This is a genomic window from Pseudomonas sp. HN11 (assembly GCF_021390155.1).
Classification (GTDB): Bacteria; Pseudomonadota; Gammaproteobacteria; order Pseudomonadales; family Pseudomonadaceae; genus Aquipseudomonas.
In genome coordinates, this window is sequence record NZ_CP089985.1 from 1772156 (window position 1) to 1791929 (window position 19774).

Here is a 19774-nt window from a genome sequence, read left to right on the forward strand (position 1 = left end):
ATCAGCAGCGCTCTAGGATTCAGCTCTGCTCACTTTCATATCGATCCAACGTATCACTGGCGATTTCCCGCCCAAGCGCGATCAACTCCGGCGCCTTGTAGAACTCGAAAAACCGGCACACCCGCTTCGGTACGTTGATCAGCACATCGGGTGGGTAGCCGGCAATCTTGTACTGCGCCAGCGATGTCTGCATCACCTCGAAGCTCTGGTTGATCAGGTCCAACAGCGACGCCGGGCCGACGTTATCGATGATGAATGAGCCGGTCGCGGACTTCGGTGCGCCGGGCTTTTCCGGCGCAGCGGCGGGTTGCTGGGATTCCGGCTCGGCCGACTCCAGCCACGGATTGATCTCCGCTGCCTGAGCCTCCAAGGCTTCCTGCTCCAACTTCATTAATTGCTCGGCCTGCTTGCGGCGAAACGGCAGGTGCGAGCCGAGTGATTTGGCCAGGTTGTTGAAGCGGCTCTTGAAAGCCGGTGGGCGCTGGATCACCGGCAACTGATAGTGCTTCTGGTTGGTGGCGTTGAGGTTGACCGCGATGATCAAGTCACAATGGCTCGACACCACCGGCACGATGGGCAGCGGGTTGAGCAGGCCGCCGTCCACCAGCATGCGGTTACCTTGCATTACCGGGGTGAACAGGCTGGGAATCGCGGCTGAGGCACGCATGGCCTGGTGCAGACAGCCTTCCTGGAACCAGATTTCCTGCTGGTTGGTCAGGTCGGTGGCGACGGCGGTATAGGGGATGCGCAGCTCTTCGATATTGATCTCGCCAACGATCTTGCGGATCTGGCCGAAGACTTTCTCACCGCGAATCGCGCCCAGGCGGAAACTCACGTCCACTAGGCGCAGCACGTCGAGATAATCGAGGCTTTCAATCCAGTTTCGATAGTCATCCAGCTTGCCGGCGGCATAGATCCCGCCCACCACAGCCCCCATGGAACACCCGGCAATACAAGCGATGTCATACCCGCGCCGTTCGATCTCTTCGATCACTCCGATGTGGGCGTACCCCCGAGCCCCGCCGGAGCCCAGCACCAAGGCAACACGTTTTTTCATGGTCCATGTCCTCCCCAAGGCAGGGTCCCACAATGCACCCATTGAGGGGGCCGCTTCAATCTTCGCGGGGGGCCTACGATATTTTTCCAGAATAGCCCCGGTGCTCGGGTATGCTCTGATCTGTAGGTACTATCGATTTCAGGCTAAGGACAGGCACTTTTCCATGTAGGCAACGTCTACAACGTACGACTGTTTTTTCTTTTTGAGGTGTCATCAATGAAAGCCTGGATGTGTGTACCTGTGATCATGCTGGCCCTGGCCGGTTGTGCCGGGAAGACCGCGTACCGCGACAGCTGCGGCAGCCAATTGGATGCTGCCTGGAAAGAGCTGGATCTTGCCAAGGCTGAAGGATTTGCTGGCACCGTGAGCTACTCTAAAGCGCTGTCGTTGTTGACGGGCGCCAAGACCCAGCAACAATTTGAAGCGTTTGAAGGCTGTTCCAACAAGGCCGAGAAAGCGCGGTTCTATATTCGTGAGTCTCGCGCCGGGCGTTGACCTGCAGCAGCGAGTAGGGCTATTCATCAGGCAGTGAGGGCAAGATGTCAGCTTTGGTCGATCAGTTAGTCGCTCAGGTTATTGGCCTGGAAGTAGGGTTACTGAGCTGCCAGGCTCGCCTCGCCGCCGTCACCGACGATGAAGCCCTGCATGACCTGCGCACCACCGTGCGCCGTCTGCGCAGCCTGTTGCGCCCCTTGCGCGGGCTGCCTGGGGTGGAACAGCTTGAATTGGCCGCTAGCACTGTCGGCCAACTGACCACGCCGCTACGCGATCGCGAAGTGCTGGCGGCGTATTTGCATCAGCATGGACATCGCGAGGCGGCCGACCGGCGCCTGTGTCTGCAACCTGAGGCCTATCGCCAGGTGGCGCAAAGCGCTGAGCTTGCGCATTTGTTGTTGATCCTGGATGCGTTTCCGCGTTTCATCCGGGCTTGCGAACATCAGAAATTGCTCAAAGGCCTGCGCCCGCGTATTGAAAAACGTCTGGCCAAGCAATGGCAGAAACTCGATGACGCCTTGAAAGATCCCGATCATGACCGCCACCGCCTGCGGTTGTTGATCAAGCGGGTGCGCTATGCCGCCGAAGCCTATCCCGAATTGGATAAGTTACCGGCCAACGCGATGTCGCGCCTGAAAAAAGCCCAGGGCGCTTTAGGCGATTGGCACGATTGCTGGCAATGGCTGGCCCAGGCTGAGCATCAGGCAGATCTGCAACCTTGTGTTGCGGTGTGGCATCGCACCATGGCCAAGGCTGAAGGGCAGGCGGACCGCGTGCTGGACAAACTCAGCGCAGATTGTTTCTGAGCCGGTCCGGCTTTTGGCCGGAATAGGCGCTGTACCTGGCCGACCCGATGGTTAAGATCGCTCATCTGTTTCTTTTGATGTGAGACCGCCATGCGCTTTAGTGATTTGCTCGACGCCGCCCGTAGCAACCCGCTGGACGTCACCATCCCCGCCGAGTGGGCCCAGGGGCGCGCGACTTTTGGTGGCCTGGTGGCTGCCTTGCAATACGAAGCCCTGCGTGCCCAAGTGCCGGCCGAGCGTCCGCTACGCTCGCTCGCCATTACCTTTGTCGGGCCTGTAGCGCCGGATGTTTCAGCCAGTTACCAGGTCGAAGTCTTGCGCGAAGGCAAGGCCGTTAGCCAATTGCTGGGCCGTGTGGTGCAGAACGGTGAAGTGGCGACATTGGTACAGGCCAGTTTCGGTGCGTCCCGTGAGTCGGAAATCGCTGTCGAGAGCGAAGCGCCGCCGGTGTTCAAACATTGGGATGAATGCCAGGAACTGGCCTATATCAAGGGCGTGACCCCGGAATTCATGCGCCACCTGGCGATGCGCTGGAGTGTCGGTGGCTTGCCGTTTACCGGTAATAAATCCCGAGACATGGGCGGTTGGGTGCGGTTGCGTGGGGATGTGAAAGAAGAGCCGTTGACCGAGGCGCACATCCTCGCCCTCGTCGACGCCTGGCCTCCGGCCTTGCTGCCGCACCTGAAAAAGCCGGCACCCGGCAGCACCCTGACCTGGACCATCGAATTCATCCAGCCCTTGCAGGATCTGACGACCCTCGACTGGTGCCAGTATTATGTCAACATCGAACACGCCCGCGACGGTTACGGTCATGCCGCCGCTGCCCTCTGGAGCCCGACCGGCGAACTGATCGCCATCAGCCGCCAGACTGTGGTGGTCTTCGCCTGACCTTAGTGCCTGTGGCGCTGCCGCCAGGCACGCCACCAGCCGCCACTTAATACAAAACGTGGAAAGGTCACGAACTGCTCGACCACCAGGCGCTGCACCGCATCTTTACGGTCACTGAACGGCTCACTGGCCCGGGCTTCCAGGCTATGGCCATGACGCTGCAATGCCAAGCCGGCCAGAATCCCGACCACACCCACGGCAAAACTGGCCAGGCTCAGACTGAAAACCCCGGATACGATCAACAGAAACCCGATGATGAACAGCGGCACGGCAATCAGGTGCAATGCCAGATTGGTCGGGTGCTGGTGGTTCTGCGGGTAGTTACGCCATTGCCAGGCGGGGAGATTGGGATGACGTTTGCCCATGATGGTGAATCCTCTGTCCGTTGAAATAGCATGGAGAGAGTTTAGGTGGGGTTGGGTGGCGGGGCGAATTGGGGCTGGCTATTGGGGTCATAGAAGGCAATTTGTGGCAGCCACGCTCATGCCCAAATAACGCAGTCATGATCGTCCAGATGCATTAGAAACGTGAGGTCCTGATCGGTTACCCAGAATGGGTATCCGGTCGTTTCACCCAGAACTACTGCAATGTCTTGAGCATCAGGGATTTTCCACGCCCGGTATGCCGAGTCGAACACTAATAGAACCAGGTTTTCTTGACTAATTCGATGCTGTATTTCCTGCCAAAAGTTAGGGTTTTGTTCTGTGCTTTTTTCGTTCAGTTGGACTGGGTCGAGTACGTTTCTTTCTGACTTGAAGAACTTCTTAGTCAGTGACTGTATCAAGCTCGCAATTTCGCTAAACTCCAGTTTCTTAGAGCGGATATCCAGAGCTTTTAGGGCATGGTCTATCTCTTTTTCGAGCTGATGCATCAGCTAGCACCGCCTAGGGTATCCTTGGGGAGTATTATATTGGTTTTGGGTTGTTTAAAAGTAATAGTCGTCCGAACCGTTAATGTAAACATTTGGCCCGCTAAGTGAAATGAATTTTGCATTGAATTCTATAGATGCATTGTCGCTGGTAGCTTTAAAAGTAAAGTAATCCGTTTTTTTATTGATTTTTACTGTAAATACCTCATGCGCGGGGATGTTAAGGATCTTCAGGTTTTTAATGTCATTGCAGGTTATCCCAAGTCTGCACATGTTATATCCTTTGTTTTTCCATTTTTCTGGTAGGTTGTCTGGAAATTCGGGTATGTCGAAACCTATTCCAATACAAGGTTGATCATTTTCTACCCGTAATGAGAAAAGAGCTATTTTTCCAATTTCAACAGGAAGGCTGAAGATTTTGCTGAGAAATATACTTCCGTCTAACTCGTTCCAGTGTTTCATTTTTACTTCCTGAATGGATAGTGTTTTTTTGCGCCTTCAAGATAACCTTTTCGAGGCTTTTCGATGGGTCGCAAATTGAAGTGTGATGTATGGTCTCCAATACCATCTTCGCTACCGAATTTATGGCCTGCTGAGTGGTCTTGAATGAGGATTTTCGAGCCGTTTGATCTTGTAAATTGATAGACTTTTGTGTCTATGGGTTTACCGTTTTCATCCAGAATTGTTTTCCTGTTCTTGTCTGTCATTTTTTCAGTAGTGTATTGTTTCGTCTTTCCTGTGTCTGGGTCTACTACCATGTCTGGAGTCTGAACCATCGGTATCCCGGCATCTCTTTTCGCCTGCCTGAAGGCACCTCTGCGAGAAATATCAGGTGTTTCCGGTTCATTCGGTGTTTTACAGGCTGGCTGTTGTATCCCTTTCGGCGGACAGTTGGCGCTCAGCCCTGTCGGATCCACCCATCCGGTAGGGTTCGGCACGTACTGGTACGCATTGATCCCACCCGCCAACTTCACCGGGTCAGGCGTCAGATAGCGACCGATATCCGGATTGTAGTAGCGATGGCGGTTGTAGTGCAGCTCGCTTTCTTGATCGAAGTATTGGCCCTGGAAGCGCAGCGGGTTGTCGATTTTTCCGATGTCGAGACGGCTGATTTCTCCATAGGCGCGGTAATGGGCGGACCAGACGATTTCGCCATCGGCAGCGGTGAGTTCCTGCGGCGTACCAAGGTGGTCGAGTTGGTAGTGGTAGGGCTTGGCTTCCTTTGGACCAAAGCCTTCGAGCAAGGCTAGCGGACGGAAGCTGTCCGGTTCGTAGAGATAGCTGCGGTGACGGTCCGCGTGGTGCTCGGCGATGAGCTTGTCGCCTTGCCAGAAGAACTCGGTGGTTACACCGTCGACGGTTTTGCTTATGCGCCGTCCAAATGGGTCGTAGCGGTAACTAGCTTTTTTGCCATTGGGGCGGGTGATGCCGGTCAGACGGTGCTGGCAGTCATAGCGGTATTCAGTAACGAGTTGATGGCCTTTGCCACGCCGTTCGCGGATCAGGTTGCCGAAGGCGTCGTAGTCGTAATGGTGGTCGCCCTGGATCATCAGGCGGTTGCCGGCGACGATGTCGGGGCCGGGGCGGTCTTGCATCAGCAGGTTGCCGGCCGGGTCGTGGGCGAAGCGTTCCTGCTCGCCTTGGGAGTGGTCGGCGCGGGTGAGGCGGTTTAATGGGTCGTAGTGGTAGTGGTGCTCGCCTTTGCGGGTGTCGAGCAGGCGGGTGAGGTTGCCGGCTTCGTCGTAGTCGTAGTGGCGGCTGTATAGCGGACCTTCGGCGTCGTGGATGCTCTGGTTGAACAGGCGGCCCTGGTGGTCGTGTTGGTAGTGGCTGAGCAGTGTTCCTTGCGCGCGTTGCTGTTCGCGTCCGGCGTGGAACAGGTGCGAGGTGAGAACGGTGCCGTTCAGGTCGACGGTGGCGAGGTGGCCGCCTTTGTCGTGTTTGAAGGTGAGGCGGTTGTTGTCCGGCAGGCGTAGGTTTTGCAGCTGACCGCAGGCGTCGTAGCCGTAGCGCAGGGTGCCCCAGCCCTGGTGTTCGGCGGTGAGGCGGTTTTGGCTGTCGTACTCGTAGGCCAGGGACCAGTGGCCGTCTTCGACGCTTACGAGGTTGCCCTGGCGGTCGTAGGTGTAATCGACGGTGTTGCTGTCGGGCAGGGTTTTTCTGATGAGGCGTCCGGCGTAATCGCGCTCGTAGCGGGTAACCAGCTGACTGCCATCATCACCGTGTTCGGTCTTTTCCCGAAGGTTGCCGTTGAGGTCGTAGAGGTAAGCCGTACGCTGGCCGTCAAAACCGATTTCCTGCTGGATCAGGCCGTTGCTGTGGTACTGGAGCCGGTAGGTTTCGCCCACCTCGTTTTCGATTTCGGTCAGCAACAAACGTACGTTGTCGTAGCGGTATTTGACCTGAGTGCCATCAGCATTGATGCGGCGGCTGATCAGGTGCAATCCGTCGGCGTATTCGTAGCGGGTGACGTGGCCCAGTTCATCGCGCTCGGAGGTGATTTTTCCGTAAGCGTTGTAGGTATATTTACGCGTGTCGCCGCTCGGCAAGACGATTTGAACTAACCGCCCAACGCCGTTCCACTCAAATTGTGTGAGCGAACCGTGCTCGTCTTCCTGGGTGATTTTTCGCCCGAGGTCGTCATAGCGATAACGCTTGACCCCGCCATTCGGCAACTGCTCCTCAAGCAACTGCCCACGCTCATTCCACACCAGCCGATGACAGCTGTGATCCGGGTACCACACCCCAACCAGCTGGCCGCATTTGTTGTAGCTGTAGTCAGTAGCATTGCCGTCTGGATCGATCTTGCGAATAACATCGCCCTGATCATTGCGCTCATACTTCCAAACCGCTTCCCCACGTCGCACAACCCGTACGAACCCGTTGTCATGCTCGTAGGACGTTGGCTCGTCATCCCCCGGAAACACCGCCACCAAACGCCCGGCTTCGTCGTACTGGTAGGCCGTGATCGCCCCCAGCGGATCCTGCTCAACCGTCAGCCGACCTTTGTCATCGTAGGACTTGAAGTGCTCGGCCCCATCCGGATCCACCCGCTGCACCAGCCGCGCCCGCTGGTCATGCACGTAGACTTCCCGGCTGCCATCGGCGTTAAACACCGTGACCTGGCCGTTGTCATCCCAGGCGTAGCGTGTGTCCATCTGCGAGAAACTGGCCCAATGCCGGACACACCGCGCCGTCTTGCCAGACTTTTCCCACTCCCAGAAGAAACTCGCCCCACCGGCCAAGCCACGTTCAAGAATGACGTGCTGCTCGTCGTACCGATAAACCTCGCTTTCGCCGACAGCATTGGTCGCTGAAACGAGTCGCCCAAGGTCGTCATAGGCGTAGGAAACAACCGTCTGCTCCGTCACCCAAACAAACGGCCCCTCATCCACGACGCGATGAATCTGATAGTCCACCGCCACGATCCGCCCCGAGGCATAGCGCAAACACAGCGAGCGCCCGACACCGTTATCCACCCGCTCAATGCGCCCCAGAAAATCCCGGGAAATGCGCAGCCGGTTGTCATACGCATCGCTGATCGCTGTCAGCACACCGTCGCGAAAGTGGTAGAACCGTGAGGCCTGAGCCAGCACCAACTCATCAGGCAATGAACCCAGATAGATCGCCGCTTCGGCCAGGCTGTTGGTGATCGCAGGTCGAGCAGCCGTAGGCAAGGGCAGGGTGGTCGAGCGATTCTCATGATCGGTCCACACCACCGAATCCCCGGAAACACTCAAGCGATGCGCCAGCGAGTGACTCCAGCCAAACCCCAACCCACAATCCACTTCCACCGCACTGGTGCGATACAAGCGGGTCCACTCAAACGCCAAAACTCCGTCCAGCGCGCCATCGGTGAGGGTCAGCAGTTCTTCGCCCGTGACCATCGACACCGGGCAACCGTTAGTGGCTGTCTTGTCCGAAGGCGCCGCCGCATCCCCAGCCGGATTCTTCGCAACAGCCGGCACGTCATCCACAGGCTCTTGCCGCACCAACACCGTCCGCTGCCTGGCCTTGTGCCGCACCACCGGCACCGGGTTGGAAACCAACTGATCGCCAGCCTTCAACGGCACATCCGGAACCGTCCGAATCGGTGTCGCCGGGCTACCCAGCAACAGCGGCCTGGCCGTTTCGACATGGGCGTCCAACCGAGGCCCGACCAACTGATCGGCCAGCCTCTCCAGCCATTTGCGTGCTTGGCCAGACTTGATGGTCCCCAACACCTGCATACCCAGGCGAACCTGAACCCCCATGCCCCGCGTCGCCCAGACCAGGAATAAGTTGATCAGCACCTCGCCGGTCATCTCGCCCAGCAATTCATACATCTGCGGCGGCGGCAGCATGCGTATCCAGGCGACCATGGCCGACAGATAGATAAACAGCAGCGGCTCATCGCTGAGCACAAGCAGACCCTGGGCGATGGTGTCTTTGCCCAGTTTCAGCAGTTCGTTGAGTTCGGCCTGCGAGAGGTAATGCAACAACTTCTGGCTATTAGCCTTGATATCCGCCAACAGCTCGTACAGTTGGGTGAAGTTGTCCCACAGGTTGTAGAGCGCCTTGGCAATCCCGTTTGAGAGCGCCATGCCTTGCATGGCGCTGCGCTCGAACGGTGTGGCCTTGGCAAAGTCGTTCCATTGCGGCCTGAAGGTCTTCGTCCATTCATCACGCAGGCGATCTTCCAGTCCGGCAATCACCGACTGATAAGACGCGTACAGCGTCTTGATGTGATCCTTGGAAACGTTGGGATAAAAGGTGATCTGATAACGTTGGTCGCGGATGCAATCGTTGACTTCTAGAATGCCGCTGGCGTCGATGGTTCGATGAATGGGGTCACCGAACGGCTCGCCGTCTGAGCCGATGGCCTGCAGCATCACCGGCGTGTTGCCGATGGGCACAAACTGCGTGCTCTCGAACATATGCACCAGGGTCAACGCACCCTGGGCCTTGCAGGTGGCAACTGCGCGATTCGGTTGTTTGGAAGACACGGGAGCGACGAGGGAAACCTCGTCCCCGACCTTGAACACCTGCTCCACGTCCAGTACCGAACCGCTCCAGAAGCTTTCGGCCCACTCGTCAAATGCGTTCAGGCACGTGCGGAAATCGCTCAGGACGGATTCCACGTCTGGCGTATTGGTATCCATGGGGTAGAGGACGAACTGCGCAATAACCGGAATCATGAAACGGCCCCATTAAGTGGGGCACTGATAGAAACGTGCATCGGCGGTCCCTCGCGCTGATTGGTCAGGCGAGAGACTTTGGAGAGGTTGGCTGGGAAAAGAAGTCGGCGTTAATCGCCGAGAAGGCTAGGAAGTTTCGCCAAACCCTCGGGCAAACCGAGGCTTTGTTGTAGGTGGGGGATTACAGGGTGAACAGTCCTACAGCTTCAACTGCCCAATCGCCTTGCTCAGTTCCCCGGCCAGGGTGGCCAGTTCATTGCTGGTGGTCGCCGAGTCTACGGTTTGCTGCACCGTGTTCTCGGTCACGTCACGAATGCTGACGACCGCACGGTTCATTTCTTCGGCGACGTGGCTTTGCTGTTCGGCGGCGACGGCAATCTGGGTGTTGCTTTCGCGCATCTGCGCCACGGCGCCGGTGATTTCAGCGAGGGCGGCGCCGGCTTCCTGGGCCTGCTGCACGCAGTCGTCAGCCTTGAATGAGCTTTCCTGCATGAAGTCCACCGCGTCGCGGGTGCCGACTTGCAGGGCCGAGACCATGCGGGTGATTTCATCGGTGGAGCTTTGCACGCGTTTGGCCAGGTTACGCACTTCGTCGGCGACCACGGCAAAGCCACGGCCCATTTCCCCGGCGCGGGCGGCTTCGATGGCGGCGTTGAGGGCAAGCAGGTTGGTCTGCTCGGCGATGCTGTGGATCACGCTGACCACGCCGTTGATTTTTTGGCTGTCCTCGGCGAGCTTCTGGATCATCTCGGCGGTCTGCTGCACGCCTGTGGACAGGCCGGAAATCGAGCGCTGCACCCGGGTGACCACTTCCTGACCGCTGCCAGCGAGGGTGTCGGCGGTCTGGGACAGATCCCTTGTGGCGCCTGCGTGTTGGGCAATGTGGTAGACGGTGGCGGTCATCTCGTTGATGGCGGTGGCGGCCTGGTCGGTCTCGCTCTGCTGGCCGAGCATGCCGTGCTGCACCTCGTTCATGCTGTTGGCCAACCGCGTGGCGCCTTCATCAAGTTGCTTGGCGGTGCGTGCCACGGTTTTGACCACGCGTTGGTAGCCAGCCTGCATGGCGTTGAAAGCGCTGGCCATCTGGCCGACTTCATCCTTGCACGCCAAGGGCACGCGGGCCGACAGATCGCCGGTTTTTTCCACGTGCAGCATCACATCTTTCAGTGTGTTGAGTTGGCTGAGCAGGAAACGGATCAGCAACTGAGAGGCGCCGAGCATCGCCAGCATCAGGATCAAGACTGCCGCTGCATAGTTGGCGAAACGCTCGCCGAACACCTGAGTCAGGCTGGGCGCGTAGGCGAGGACGGCAACGTATTGACCATCAGGGCGGGCGACGACTTCGGCGCCCATCAGCGGGTTCTCGCCGAACACCGGCATGTGGTTCAGCTCGACCCAACCCGTGGCGCTGCCCAGAGCTGACAGATCCCGGTCGGCCATGTGTGGGATTTGGCCTGGCGCGAACGTCAACCAGTGCTCATCCTTGGGCAGTGCTTCCCCAGCCGGCCAGGCGCCAAGCAGCCGCGCTTGTGCCTGGGCCGAGGTGTGAGAGGCCGTGCTGCGCGCCTGTTGTTCAAGCTGCACGGCATACAGCACCAGCAGTAAGGTAGTGATGAAGGCGACCGCGTTGACGGCCCAGAATTTGTACTTCAGCGAGATATTGCTAAGCCAGGCACCCATGGAAGGTTTTCTCTGATAGCGGAAACAGCATTGGCAAGGTGCCATTATTGTGCTGCTATCGAGGGAACCGGTTTTGACGTGGGTCAATGCGCTGCATCAATCCACTTCGGGCAGCCCAAAAAAGCGACGGGCGCACGCTGTGCTGTTACGGGCGAGGTCTTCCATGCTTTCGTGGCGGTGCAGGGCGACTTCGTGCAAGACTTCCGGCAGGTACGCTGGCTCATTCCGGCCATTTTTCGGCTTGGGGCGCAGGGTGCGCGGCAGCAGATAAGGTGCGTCGCTTTCCAGCATCAGACGGTCACGGGGAATTTCCCTGACAAGTGGGTGTAGGTGTGTCCCACGGCGTTCGTCGCATATCCAGCCGGTGATGCCGATATGCAAGTCGAGGTCGAGGTAGCTGAAGAGCGCTTGCTGTTCGCCGGTGAAGCAATGCACCACGGCGGCGGTGAGGTGGTCGCGGTAGTCCTTGAGGATTTCCAGCAGACGCTGGTTGGCGTCACGTTCGTGGAGGAACACCGGCAACTTCAGCTCGACGGCCAGGGCCAGGTGTTCTTCCAAGACTTTTTCCTGCTGCGGGCGCGGGGAAAAATCCCGGTTGAAATCCAGCCCGCATTCACCCACCGCACGCACGCGGCTTTCGCTGAGCAAGCTGCGCAGACGCTGGGCGCTGTCGCCGTTCCACTCGCTGGCGGAGTGGGGGTGGATGCCAGCGGTACTGAACAGGCGTTGGCCGCTTTCGTCTAGTTTTACGCAGAGTTCCATGGCCTGTTCGCTGCCCTCGATACTGGTGCCGGTAAGCACCAGTTGCCGTACGCCAGCAGCATAGGCGCGGTCGAGTACAGCCTGGTGCTTCTCGTCGAAACTGGGGTTGGTCAGGTTGACGCCGATATCAATGAGTTGCATGGTGCTATCTCCGCCTGCGGCCGGAAAGCATATCAGAGCTGTAGATTTATAAGAAAAACGAAGAACTACAACGGGTTATAGCTGTCTTTGAACGTCGCAAGTGACATGTGGTTGGCCGAGCGCCTGACCCTGTGCCACCGTTGCGCGCGAAGCCTGCGCATAAAGCGCTCTGTTTCTGACCCCCACCGCCTCGTTTTTCGCGAGGGCGTTGGCCAGTATTCTTTTGCGGAGAGCGGATGATCCGACCCTCGGCGTTGCTTATGTTGTGCCTGACGTTGCTGCTGCCCATGGCGGCGGTTGCGCGTCTGGACGGGCCGCTGGAAGTGACCAAGCCCGGCAAGGTGCGCGATCTGGCGGACATTCGTTCCAGCCGTACTCTGCGTGTATTGGTCAACCAGAGCCGTAATAGCTCCGGCGAGGTCCAGGGCCAGGCCATTGGTGTCGAATACCATCGCCTGCGCGCTTTTGAGCAATACCTCAATGGCCATGCCCGTGATGGGCAGGAAATCAACTTCAAGATCATCCCCAAGGCCAAGGATCAGTTGCTCGGCGCGTTGGCCCGTGGCGAGGGCGACTTGGTGGCGCCGGGTGAGTTGCTCGACGTAAAGGCTGCGCACAAGATCAGCACCAGCGACCCGATTGTCAGCGATGTGCCATTGTGGCTGGTGGGGGTGAAGGGGGAGCGGCGGTTCACCAAATTGGAACAACTTTCCGGCCGCACCCTGGCGCTGACGACCGGCAGCGCGGCTGCGGATGCCGTCAGCCAGGTCAACCAGAAGTTGGCGTTGCACAAGCAACCGCCGGTGAAAGTGGAATGGGTGGATCCGACATTGGCCGTGGAGGATGTGCTGGAGATGGTCCAGGCCGGTATTTTCCATCTGACCATTGTAGAAAAGCCGATTGCCGAACGCTGGTCAAAAATTTTGCCCAAATTACGTTTCGATAAGCAGGTGGCAATCAGTGAGCCGGCTGACGAGTACTGGTTTGTGCGTCAGGATGCCTCGATGCTGCGGGCCAGCATTGATCGATTCCTCAAGACCTATCGGAGCCCCTCCGACCAGGATGTAGCGTTCCAACGTATCTATCGTCGCCTCTATCAAGTACGTAACCCGTTGGCCCGTGCCGATCGTCAGCGCCTGGAAAAGCTGCGTCCGGTATTGCAAAAGCATGCCCGTGAGCAGGGCATGGATTGGCTGAACCTGGCCGCGCTGGCGTTCAAGGAGTCAGCGCTCGACCCTGGCGCCCGTAACAGTGGCGGTCCCACTGGCCTGATGCAAATCACGCCTTCTGCTGCGCAGCGAGTGGGTGTGAGCAATATCGAGAATCTCGACAGTAATGTGCAGGCGGGTGCGCGTTATTTGGCGATGATCCGTCGCAAATTTTTCGCCAGCCCCAAGCTCAATGAGCGCGAGCGCATGGCGTTTGTGCTGGCGGCCTACAATATGGGGCCGGAGCGTGTGCAGGGCATGCGCACTGAAGCCAAACGCCGGGGGTTGAACCCCAATCAGTGGTTTTTCCAGGTTGAACGCATTGCCATGGAGCAAGTAGGGATGGGCGGCGTCAGCTATGTCAATAGCGTCAACAAGTACTATTTGGCGTTCGATCGGGAGCGCAAGTCTCTGGAGCCGCCAGCGCCGAAAATCGCCTCACAGAAGTAATCGATTTTATCGATATTAATTAGGCATTTTTTCGGCTTTTATCATTGCTAAAACTGATTAATATGGCGGCCAACCAACCCCTACTTAGAAAAGGACTATCACCATGAGCCCACTGATCAAAAGCATCCTGTCCACCCGCGCCGGTTACGGTCTGACTATCCTGCGCATCGTTGTCGGCATCATCTTTGCTGCCCACGGTTCGCAAAAACTCTTCGGCTGGTTTGGCGGCTACGGTCTGGCGGGTACTGCCCAGTGGATGGAAAGCATCGGCCTGGCGCCGGGTACTCTGATGGCGCTGCTGTCGGGTGGTACCGAGTTCTTCGCTGGCCTGGCATTGATCATCGGCTTGCTGGCTCGCCCTGCTGCGCTGGGCCTGACTATCCTGTCGCTGGTGGCGATCTTCTCGGTGCATATCCATAACGGTCTGTTTATGGCTAACAACGGCTATGAGTTCGCACTGGCCCTGCTCGGCGGTTCCCTGGCGGTGCTGCTGGAAGGTGCTGGCAAACTGTCTGCCGACCGTTCCATCGCCAACTGATTTCCCTTCACAACCTTCAAACGGCCCGCCATGTGCGGGCTTTTTGCTGCTCAGGATTCTTGACACCTCCCCACCGGCTTCTCTAGGATGCCGCTCATGCGCCGATTTAAACAGCTAATTGCGGGGCGCCATGGGTGATCGTTATCGGTCCCGACAGAAGCATGCTCCATGCTTCGAAATTCCGCTAAAGCGCTGGTTCGGTGTTGCCTCTCACCTGCCCGCAGACTTTTGAGGCAGAGACACGACACGATGAATGCACTACGCCCCCTGATACGTTTGGCCCCGATCACCGCGGACCTCACTCAACGCAATCCGAAAATCCTCTTGGGCGGCAAGCACCAGCCGACGCTGTTGCGCTATCTGGATGGCTGGCCACGCCGTACCGGGCGGCCTTCGGCATTTCTGATTCAGTTTGTTGAGGACGGCGATTCCCTTGCACGGTTTGCCAGCAACAGTTTTGACCTCGCGGTTATTCAAGCCCCTAGCGTGAGTGAAGCCGATGAGGTCATTCGTCAATTGACCCGCATTGCCCGACAAGGGTTGATAGCCCGTCGTTGAGTGTTCAGTCAATCACGCTGCCGGCTCGCAATTGCCGCCGGCGATGGCTTAGAAAGACGATCCAGGCGATCAGGCATAGCACCAGTGGCATCGCAAAAATCACCACCATCGTTATAGCCAATTCCAGGTGACGCACCTGGGCATAAGCTTCGCGCTCCAATGCATGCAACTCCATGGGCAAGCGCAGGCGTTCCTTGTTAAGGGCTTGCAGCTGGGTGGTGGTGTCCACTGCCTGGGTGCCGAGGGGGGTGGTCCACGGACGCAACCGTTGCCACTCCTGCTCCGTGCGCTTCAGGCGTCGTTCCAGTTCGCTGGCCTTCACGCGATAGGCTTGTTTCGCGTTTTCGCGCATGGCCTCCAGCAATGTAGACCCCATTTCCTGCGCCACGCGAGGGCGAATAGCGGCAAGCGAGGCGGGAGAGGACAGGTTATCCAATGTATTCAAGACAAACAGTGCATTGCTGTCAGGTGCCAGGTTGCTTACCTTATCCGTGAGCATGTCGGTGTCGGCAACGACCACAACATGGATATGGGCAGCTTTCTTCAAACTGGGCGGCTGCCCCGTGAGGCCACTTTGAAAAATCGAGTATCCCGGTCCTTCGATACGCGCGGCTATGACGTGGCGTTGTTCTTGGCTGGAGGTATCTTCAAGTACTGTGTCGAACGTGGCTGCGCCTGTAACGCGGCTGGCATCCAGCAGTACGGATTGCTCGGAACTGTGCAGGAGAGGGGTGAAGGTCGTGCGACTTTTGTTCAGGCGGGAGAGGGCGCCGCTGCTCGATACCGTGACTCTGTTGAGGTTCCATGTGCTGATGTCGTTCGTGTTCATCGCCTGCCGGGGCAGGTTTAATCTGATCTGATTGGGCGTGCCTGGCGTCTCCCAAGGCATGTAGAGATCGTCGACCACCAGCTTGTCCGCCGACATCTGTATGCCCCAGGCCGCGAGCAACTCGTCCAGGCGGTTGTTGGGCGGGTTCGCGTTTGCGCTTTGTTCGCTCAAGGGGTCGATGAACATCATCAATCTGCCGCCCCCCAATACAAATTGTTCAACGCCATACAAGGTTCGCTCAGACAAGGTGCGTGGGTGTACAACCATCAGTGTTTTGATGTGTTCCGGGACTTGCGCGACGGTCGGGTCCAGGCTAATCAGGTTGAATGCTTGCCGTAGCTCATGCAGCATTCGACCTGCCGATTTGTCTATCGCCAGCCCCGACAGCATCCCGATGACCGGGGGCTCGGGGTGCTGCAACTTATGGAGCAGATGGCTGATTTCATACTCGAGCAAGGGTTCGCGGTCAGGGCTGAATGCCCCGATCCGTCGCACACCATGCCCTGCGCGGGTGCCGATGAGGCCGATGAACCCTGCATTGTCGTCGAGACCCGATAGCCGGGCCTTAAAGGCGTCCTCCGAAAAAGGCGCAGGTGCAATAAGGTGCAGGTTGATCATACCTTTACCCTTTTTTTCATATTCCTTGAGCAGATCCCCAATACGTTTGCCGTAGCGCTTCACTACGCCATTTCTTTTCGGGTGGTTGTTCGAGTTGAAATAATATAAGTCCACAGGGCTTTCCAATGTGGCGAGCTGTTGTTGCACTGGCGGCGACAGGGTGTGGATTTTTCGTTGAGAAAAGTCCCAGCGTATATCAGGCGTGTAGTTTATCCACACCAAGTTGAAAGCCAGGAACAAAAGCAGGGTGACAATGAGTGTCATCCCGGTACGCAGAGTGGCGCGCATTAAGGGTTTCCCTTTCTCAGCTGTGTTTGTAGTTAAGTGTGACTGTCGTTGCTGTGAGAAAGGCGAGGATCAGGCTAATGAAGTAAAGTGTATCGTGAAGTGTGATTTTTCCCTGATCGATACTGCTGAATCGTTCAGTAGGGCTGAGGGAAGTCAGGCTGTCGATCAGCCCTATAGGTGCTTGATGCTCAAGCGCATCCAATAGAGAAGACAGTCCGCTGGCCGCCAGCAGCAATCCAAATGTAAGTAAAAAAATGACAATGCGCTGGCGTACAAGCGCACAAATAAAACATCCTGCAGACAGGTAGCTACCCGCCAGTAACCAACTCACCATAAATTGCGAGGCGATAACGTTGTTGTCGGCCCTGCCCAAGTAGTTGGCCATGATAACGATAGGAAACATCAGTAGCAGGGCTGTGCCTGCTACGAGCCAGGCGGCGAGGAATTTCCCGATAACCCATTCGAATGCCGTGATGGGCATGGTTTTCATCAGGCTGAAAAAACCTGCATTAGCCTCATCCGACCAAAGTTGCGTTGCCAACGCGGGAACCAGCAGTAAGTAAAGCCAGGGGTGAAACTGAAAGAACACCTGCAGGTCACTGTCGTCCTGCTCGAGCCACGAGTTCGTGTGCAGCCCCAATGTCGCTGACAATGTGAGGAAAATGGCAATACTCAGGTAGGTAGCCGGTGCGCGTGCATAACTGGCAAGCTGACCCTTTAATATGATGGGCAACAGTTTCAAGGGGACGCCTCCGAACTCAAATGGTGAACCACATCATTGAGGCGACCTGGCTCAAGGTTCAGCGAGTTGATTTTCCAGCGGCGGCTAGCTATGAGTGCATTGATATGCGGATAGATGGTGTGCCCCGGCATGGCGAGAACGGTCACCGTGCAGGGGGCATGCCGATGCTCTTCGATGCCTGCCACGCCTGGCAGTACGGCCAATGCCAGCAGATCCAGCGGGCCCTCCGCGGTGAGCGTGACAGCCTGGAAATGCCGGGAACTGCGTTGTAGATCGGGCAGTGGTGTATCGGCGACCAAGTGACTGCCTGCAATGACTAACGCGCGCGTACATAATTCGGACAACTCGTCACAGTGGCGAGAGGCAATGACGACTGTCATTTCTTGCGTCAATGAGTGGATAAGCGCTTTGAATGTAGGTTTCTGATCAGGCGCAAGCCCTTCGGTTGGCTCATCGAGCAGTAACAGGGCAGGGCTATGCAAGATGGCCTGGGCAATCGCAACTTTGCGTTTCCAACCCGTAGAGAGTGCGTCGAGGGGGACATTGAGCACCGCAAACAACTCCAGCCGTGTAACAGCTTTTTCCACCCGGGAACGTTTTTCGGCACCGTGGAAACCGCGAACGGCAGCGATGAAGTCGAGAAATGCTTTAACGGACATCGTCGGATGACCGAGATCTTTTGAAGGCTGATAGCCAACGAGCTGTTTTGCTTTAAGTGCGTGTGTATGAGTGTTGAAACCTTGAATTTTTATGTAACCGCTGGACGGCATTGTCGAACATGCCATGACGTTGAGTAATGCTGTTTTAGCGGCATGATCTTGTCCGAATAATCCCAAACATTCTTGTTGTGTCGCACTGAATGAAATGTCGCTGAGTAGAGGGTTGTCGCTCACGTGTTTTGTCAGATTGCTTATTTCGATCATTTTTTTACCGAATAAGTGTGGCATGACGTTTGGAAAGGTGAAAAAGGGTACGGGTAACCGCCCTATTTGGGAATGTCGATTGGCTTTAATAAGATAAGTCCTACGTCTGACTCGGGCGAGGCGCTGAAACAATGTGTGGTGGTTTGGGATGTTCAATTGCCGAGCTTTTAATTCTTTTGTTCTGCCTAATGAGGCCTGATTACCATGATGCTGCTACGTACCCTTGTTCTTGAACGCAACGGTCAGGATGCTCCGGTCAACGGTGCCTTGCTCTGTGGGTTTGCTGTGGGGCAGATGGCTTCCAACTTTCTTGTTTACAGTCTGGACGAAGAAGTCGAGCCGGGAAGTTCCAGGGTGTACATCGCGGCCTTGCGTATGAAAATGGATCGGTATTTCCTGGGCGGGGTTGAGTCCCAGGAAGGCTTGCAGGTGGCGTTGAATGTTTTCAAGCAAATACTGACGTTGGCCGCTTCGGGATCCAAGGCGGGCGCAATGACCGAAACCCAAGTGCCCTTTCATTTTATCGATTTGAAAGGTTGCAAACTGCCGCCTGCCAGGCCAGAGGATCATCACTCGGTCATCATCAAGAAAGCGCTCGTGATGAAAGTGATTACCTTGGGTATGACTGCGCCGACGCTGCCGGCGATCGAAAGCACTGCGGTGATCGTGCCCTCGATTCGTTTCTCATCGCAGATGACGAGCGCTCCCAGATTGGAAAGCACTTCCCCGGCTCCCCACGTGCCTGTGCGTGAGCAGCCCGTTGAGGACGTTCGGCCAACACCTGTCGAGACAACTGTGCAATCGAAACTACTTCCGACATCAGGCGACGACAGTACGTTGTTCGAAGTGGACAGTACGTTGACCAACCTTGCCCGAGTCGCCCAAGAGCTGACACAGCAAAAGCTCGCGGCCGTTGAGAGGGAGAACGCACTTGAGCAATGGCAGTTGCGGTTGCAACTGGAGCAAAGTCAGCTGGATGAGAGGGTCAGAGAGCTGGAGCAGCGCACCACTCAACTGCATGATCAGTCGCTTTCGGTCAGCCAGAGGAGCGAAGCCCTGAAAGTGACGATATCAAAGGTGTCGGCTTTGCGGCAGAACCTGCGGGGTATGCTGCTCGAGCTGGATCAGACACTGGATAGCTAGACTGGCCTGGCTACTTTCACGGGTTCATTTATCATCAACGCCAGCCAGTCGAGGTCAGGGTTTGAATCCAGACGTATCGGCACTTATGGACATTGCCTGGGGATGCGCGCGTTGAGTACCAAGCTGATTACCAAAGAAGGTCATGAAGCGCTCAAGAAGGAGCTGGATTACCTGTGGCGCGAAAAGCGCCCGGACACTACGCGCAAGGTGACGTGGGCCGCCTCTTTGGGTGACCGTAGCGAAAACGCCGACTACCAGTACAACAAGAAGCTGTTGCGCGAGATCGACCGGCGCGTGCGTTATCTACGTAAGCGCCTCGAAGACATGCGCGTGGTGGAGTACATGCCCGAGCAAGAAGGCAAGGTGTTCTTCGGCGCCTGGGTGGACATCGAAAACGAGCAGGGTGAGACCAAGCGTTTTCGCATCGTCGGCTATGACGAAATTTATGATCGGATGGACTACATCTCCATCGATTCACCCATGGCCCGTGCGTTGCTGCGTAAGGAAGTGGACGATGAAGCCATCGTCCAGACGCCAAATGGAGAAGTGTGCTGGTGGATCACCGGCATTGAATATTTGAAGTGAGCGAAGTTGGCCCGCGTT

Annotated in this window: 18 protein-coding genes; 8 read left to right on the top strand and 10 right to left on the bottom strand. The window is 56.9% G+C overall.

All coding sequences use genetic code 11. The annotated features are described in order from the left end of the window. Positions 1-19 precede the first annotated feature (19 nt). On the bottom strand, positions 20-1057 hold the full coding sequence (locus tag LVW35_RS08115) for a patatin-like phospholipase family protein (RefSeq protein ID WP_038844524.1): 1038 nt from the start codon (positions 1055-1057) through the stop codon (positions 20-22). Between the two features lie 216 nt (positions 1058-1273). On the opposite strand from LVW35_RS08115, the gene LVW35_RS08120 reads away from it, so the two are divergent. The 3 genes from LVW35_RS08120 to LVW35_RS08130 all read left to right on the top strand — a co-directional run bounded on the left by LVW35_RS08120 (position 1274) and on the right by LVW35_RS08130 (position 3246). Then, positions 1274-1552, top strand: a complete 279-nt coding sequence (locus LVW35_RS08120; protein ID WP_003172685.1) for a hypothetical protein — start codon at positions 1274-1276, stop codon at positions 1550-1552. A gap of 44 nt (positions 1553-1596) precedes the next feature. Further along, on the top strand, positions 1597-2358 hold the full coding sequence (locus tag LVW35_RS08125; RefSeq protein ID WP_233894704.1) for a CHAD domain-containing protein: 762 nt from the start codon (positions 1597-1599) through the stop codon (positions 2356-2358). A gap of 90 nt (positions 2359-2448) precedes the next feature. Beyond that, positions 2449-3246 (top strand): acyl-CoA thioesterase, encoded by a 798-nt coding sequence (locus LVW35_RS08130; RefSeq protein ID WP_233894706.1) that lies wholly within the window; start codon positions 2449-2451, stop codon positions 3244-3246. A 2-nt stretch (positions 3247-3248) separates the two neighbouring features. Here the strand turns inward: LVW35_RS08130 and LVW35_RS08135 are convergent, their stop codons facing one another. From LVW35_RS08135 to LVW35_RS08175, 6 genes are all read right to left on the bottom strand, one after another. Next, positions 3249-3611, bottom strand: coding sequence for an Mpo1-like protein (locus LVW35_RS08135; protein WP_233894707.1), 363 nt, complete (start codon positions 3609-3611; stop codon positions 3249-3251). 116 nt (positions 3612-3727) lie between these two features. Then, the gene (locus LVW35_RS08140; protein WP_233894709.1) at positions 3728-4117 is read right to left on the bottom strand and encodes a hypothetical protein; all 390 of its coding nucleotides are present in this window, start codon (positions 4115-4117) and stop codon (positions 3728-3730) included. A 54-nt stretch (positions 4118-4171) separates the two neighbouring features. Continuing rightward, entirely contained in the window at positions 4172-4576 is a 405-nt protein-coding gene (locus tag LVW35_RS08145) for an Imm50 family immunity protein (RefSeq protein WP_233894711.1), read from the bottom strand. A gap of 2 nt (positions 4577-4578) precedes the next feature. Further along, entirely contained in the window at positions 4579-9291 is a 4713-nt protein-coding gene (locus LVW35_RS29075; RefSeq protein WP_442799625.1) for an RHS repeat-associated core domain-containing protein, read from the bottom strand. A 198-nt stretch (positions 9292-9489) separates the two neighbouring features. Further along, on the bottom strand, positions 9490-10971 hold the full coding sequence (locus tag LVW35_RS08170; protein ID WP_233894713.1) for a methyl-accepting chemotaxis protein: 1482 nt from the start codon (positions 10969-10971) through the stop codon (positions 9490-9492). Between the two features lie 96 nt (positions 10972-11067). Continuing rightward, positions 11068-11874 (bottom strand): TatD family hydrolase, encoded by an 807-nt coding sequence (locus LVW35_RS08175; RefSeq protein WP_233894715.1) that lies wholly within the window; start codon positions 11872-11874, stop codon positions 11068-11070. 236 nt (positions 11875-12110) lie between these two features. Between LVW35_RS08175 and LVW35_RS08180 the strand changes: the two genes are divergently transcribed. From LVW35_RS08180 to LVW35_RS08190, 3 genes are all read left to right on the top strand, one after another. Continuing rightward, positions 12111-13532, top strand: coding sequence for a transglycosylase SLT domain-containing protein (locus LVW35_RS08180; protein WP_233894717.1), 1422 nt, complete (start codon positions 12111-12113; stop codon positions 13530-13532). Between the two features lie 103 nt (positions 13533-13635). Then, a complete protein-coding gene (locus LVW35_RS08185) occupies positions 13636-14070 on the top strand; it encodes a DoxX family protein (RefSeq protein ID WP_233894719.1) in 435 nt (144 codons plus the stop codon). A 249-nt stretch (positions 14071-14319) separates the two neighbouring features. After that, a complete protein-coding gene (locus tag LVW35_RS08190; RefSeq protein ID WP_233894721.1) occupies positions 14320-14628 on the top strand; it encodes a class I SAM-dependent methyltransferase in 309 nt (102 codons plus the stop codon). Positions 14629-14632: 4 nt separating this feature from the next. Here LVW35_RS08190 and LVW35_RS08195 read toward each other — a convergent pair whose 3' ends face one another. Genes LVW35_RS08195 through LVW35_RS08205 form a run of 3 tightly spaced genes read right to left on the bottom strand, consistent with a single transcriptional unit; the run spans position 14633 to position 18028 of the window. Further along, entirely contained in the window at positions 14633-16363 is a 1731-nt protein-coding gene (locus tag LVW35_RS08195) for a Gldg family protein (protein ID WP_233894723.1), read from the bottom strand. A 16-nt stretch (positions 16364-16379) separates the two neighbouring features. Beyond that, positions 16380-17105 carry an ABC transporter permease gene (locus LVW35_RS08200; RefSeq protein WP_233894725.1) on the bottom strand — a complete coding sequence of 242 codons (726 nt, stop codon included), beginning with the start codon at positions 17103-17105 and terminating at the stop codon, positions 16380-16382. Next, positions 17102-18028, bottom strand: coding sequence for an ABC transporter ATP-binding protein (locus LVW35_RS08205; RefSeq protein ID WP_233894727.1), 927 nt, complete (start codon positions 18026-18028; stop codon positions 17102-17104). The genes LVW35_RS08200 and LVW35_RS08205 overlap by 4 nt, the downstream gene beginning before the upstream one ends. A 204-nt stretch (positions 18029-18232) precedes the next feature. Here LVW35_RS08205 and LVW35_RS08210 point away from each other — a divergent pair, with 204 nt between their 5' ends. Further along, the gene (locus LVW35_RS08210) at positions 18233-19171 is read left to right on the top strand and encodes a hypothetical protein (protein WP_233894729.1); all 939 of its coding nucleotides are present in this window, start codon (positions 18233-18235) and stop codon (positions 19169-19171) included. 111 nt (positions 19172-19282) lie between these two features. Continuing rightward, on the top strand, positions 19283-19756 hold the full coding sequence (greB, locus tag LVW35_RS08215; RefSeq protein WP_233896433.1) for a transcription elongation factor GreB: 474 nt from the start codon (positions 19283-19285) through the stop codon (positions 19754-19756). Positions 19757-19774 lie beyond the last annotated feature (18 nt).

Excerpts from the sequence above, each read along its gene's own strand:
- LVW35_RS08115 (WP_038844524.1), bottom strand. The coding sequence starts at position 1,057 with ATGAAAAAACGTGTTGCCTTGGTGCTGGGCTCCGGCGGGGCTCGGGGG.
- LVW35_RS08120 (WP_003172685.1), top strand. The coding sequence starts at position 1,274 with ATGAAAGCCTGGATGTGTGTACCTGTGATCATGCTGGCCCTGGCCGGT.
- LVW35_RS08125 (WP_233894704.1), top strand. The coding sequence starts at position 1,597 with ATGTCAGCTTTGGTCGATCAGTTAGTCGCTCAGGTTATTGGCCTGGAA.
- LVW35_RS08130 (WP_233894706.1), top strand. The coding sequence starts at position 2,449 with ATGCGCTTTAGTGATTTGCTCGACGCCGCCCGTAGCAACCCGCTGGAC.
- LVW35_RS08135 (WP_233894707.1), bottom strand. The coding sequence starts at position 3,611 with ATGGGCAAACGTCATCCCAATCTCCCCGCCTGGCAATGGCGTAACTAC.
- LVW35_RS08140 (WP_233894709.1), bottom strand. The coding sequence starts at position 4,117 with ATGCATCAGCTCGAAAAAGAGATAGACCATGCCCTAAAAGCTCTGGAT.
- LVW35_RS08145 (WP_233894711.1), bottom strand. The coding sequence starts at position 4,576 with ATGAAACACTGGAACGAGTTAGACGGAAGTATATTTCTCAGCAAAATC.
- LVW35_RS29075 (WP_442799625.1), bottom strand. The coding sequence starts at position 9,291 with ATGATTCCGGTTATTGCGCAGTTCGTCCTCTACCCCATGGATACCAAT.
- LVW35_RS08170 (WP_233894713.1), bottom strand. The coding sequence starts at position 10,971 with ATGGGTGCCTGGCTTAGCAATATCTCGCTGAAGTACAAATTCTGGGCC.
- LVW35_RS08175 (WP_233894715.1), bottom strand. The coding sequence starts at position 11,874 with ATGCAACTCATTGATATCGGCGTCAACCTGACCAACCCCAGTTTCGAC.
- LVW35_RS08180 (WP_233894717.1), top strand. The coding sequence starts at position 12,111 with ATGATCCGACCCTCGGCGTTGCTTATGTTGTGCCTGACGTTGCTGCTG.
- LVW35_RS08185 (WP_233894719.1), top strand. The coding sequence starts at position 13,636 with ATGAGCCCACTGATCAAAAGCATCCTGTCCACCCGCGCCGGTTACGGT.
- LVW35_RS08190 (WP_233894721.1), top strand. The coding sequence starts at position 14,320 with ATGAATGCACTACGCCCCCTGATACGTTTGGCCCCGATCACCGCGGAC.
- LVW35_RS08195 (WP_233894723.1), bottom strand. The coding sequence starts at position 16,363 with ATGCGCGCCACTCTGCGTACCGGGATGACACTCATTGTCACCCTGCTT.
- LVW35_RS08205 (WP_233894727.1), bottom strand. The coding sequence starts at position 18,028 with ATGATCGAAATAAGCAATCTGACAAAACACGTGAGCGACAACCCTCTA.
- LVW35_RS08210 (WP_233894729.1), top strand. The coding sequence starts at position 18,233 with ATGATGCTGCTACGTACCCTTGTTCTTGAACGCAACGGTCAGGATGCT.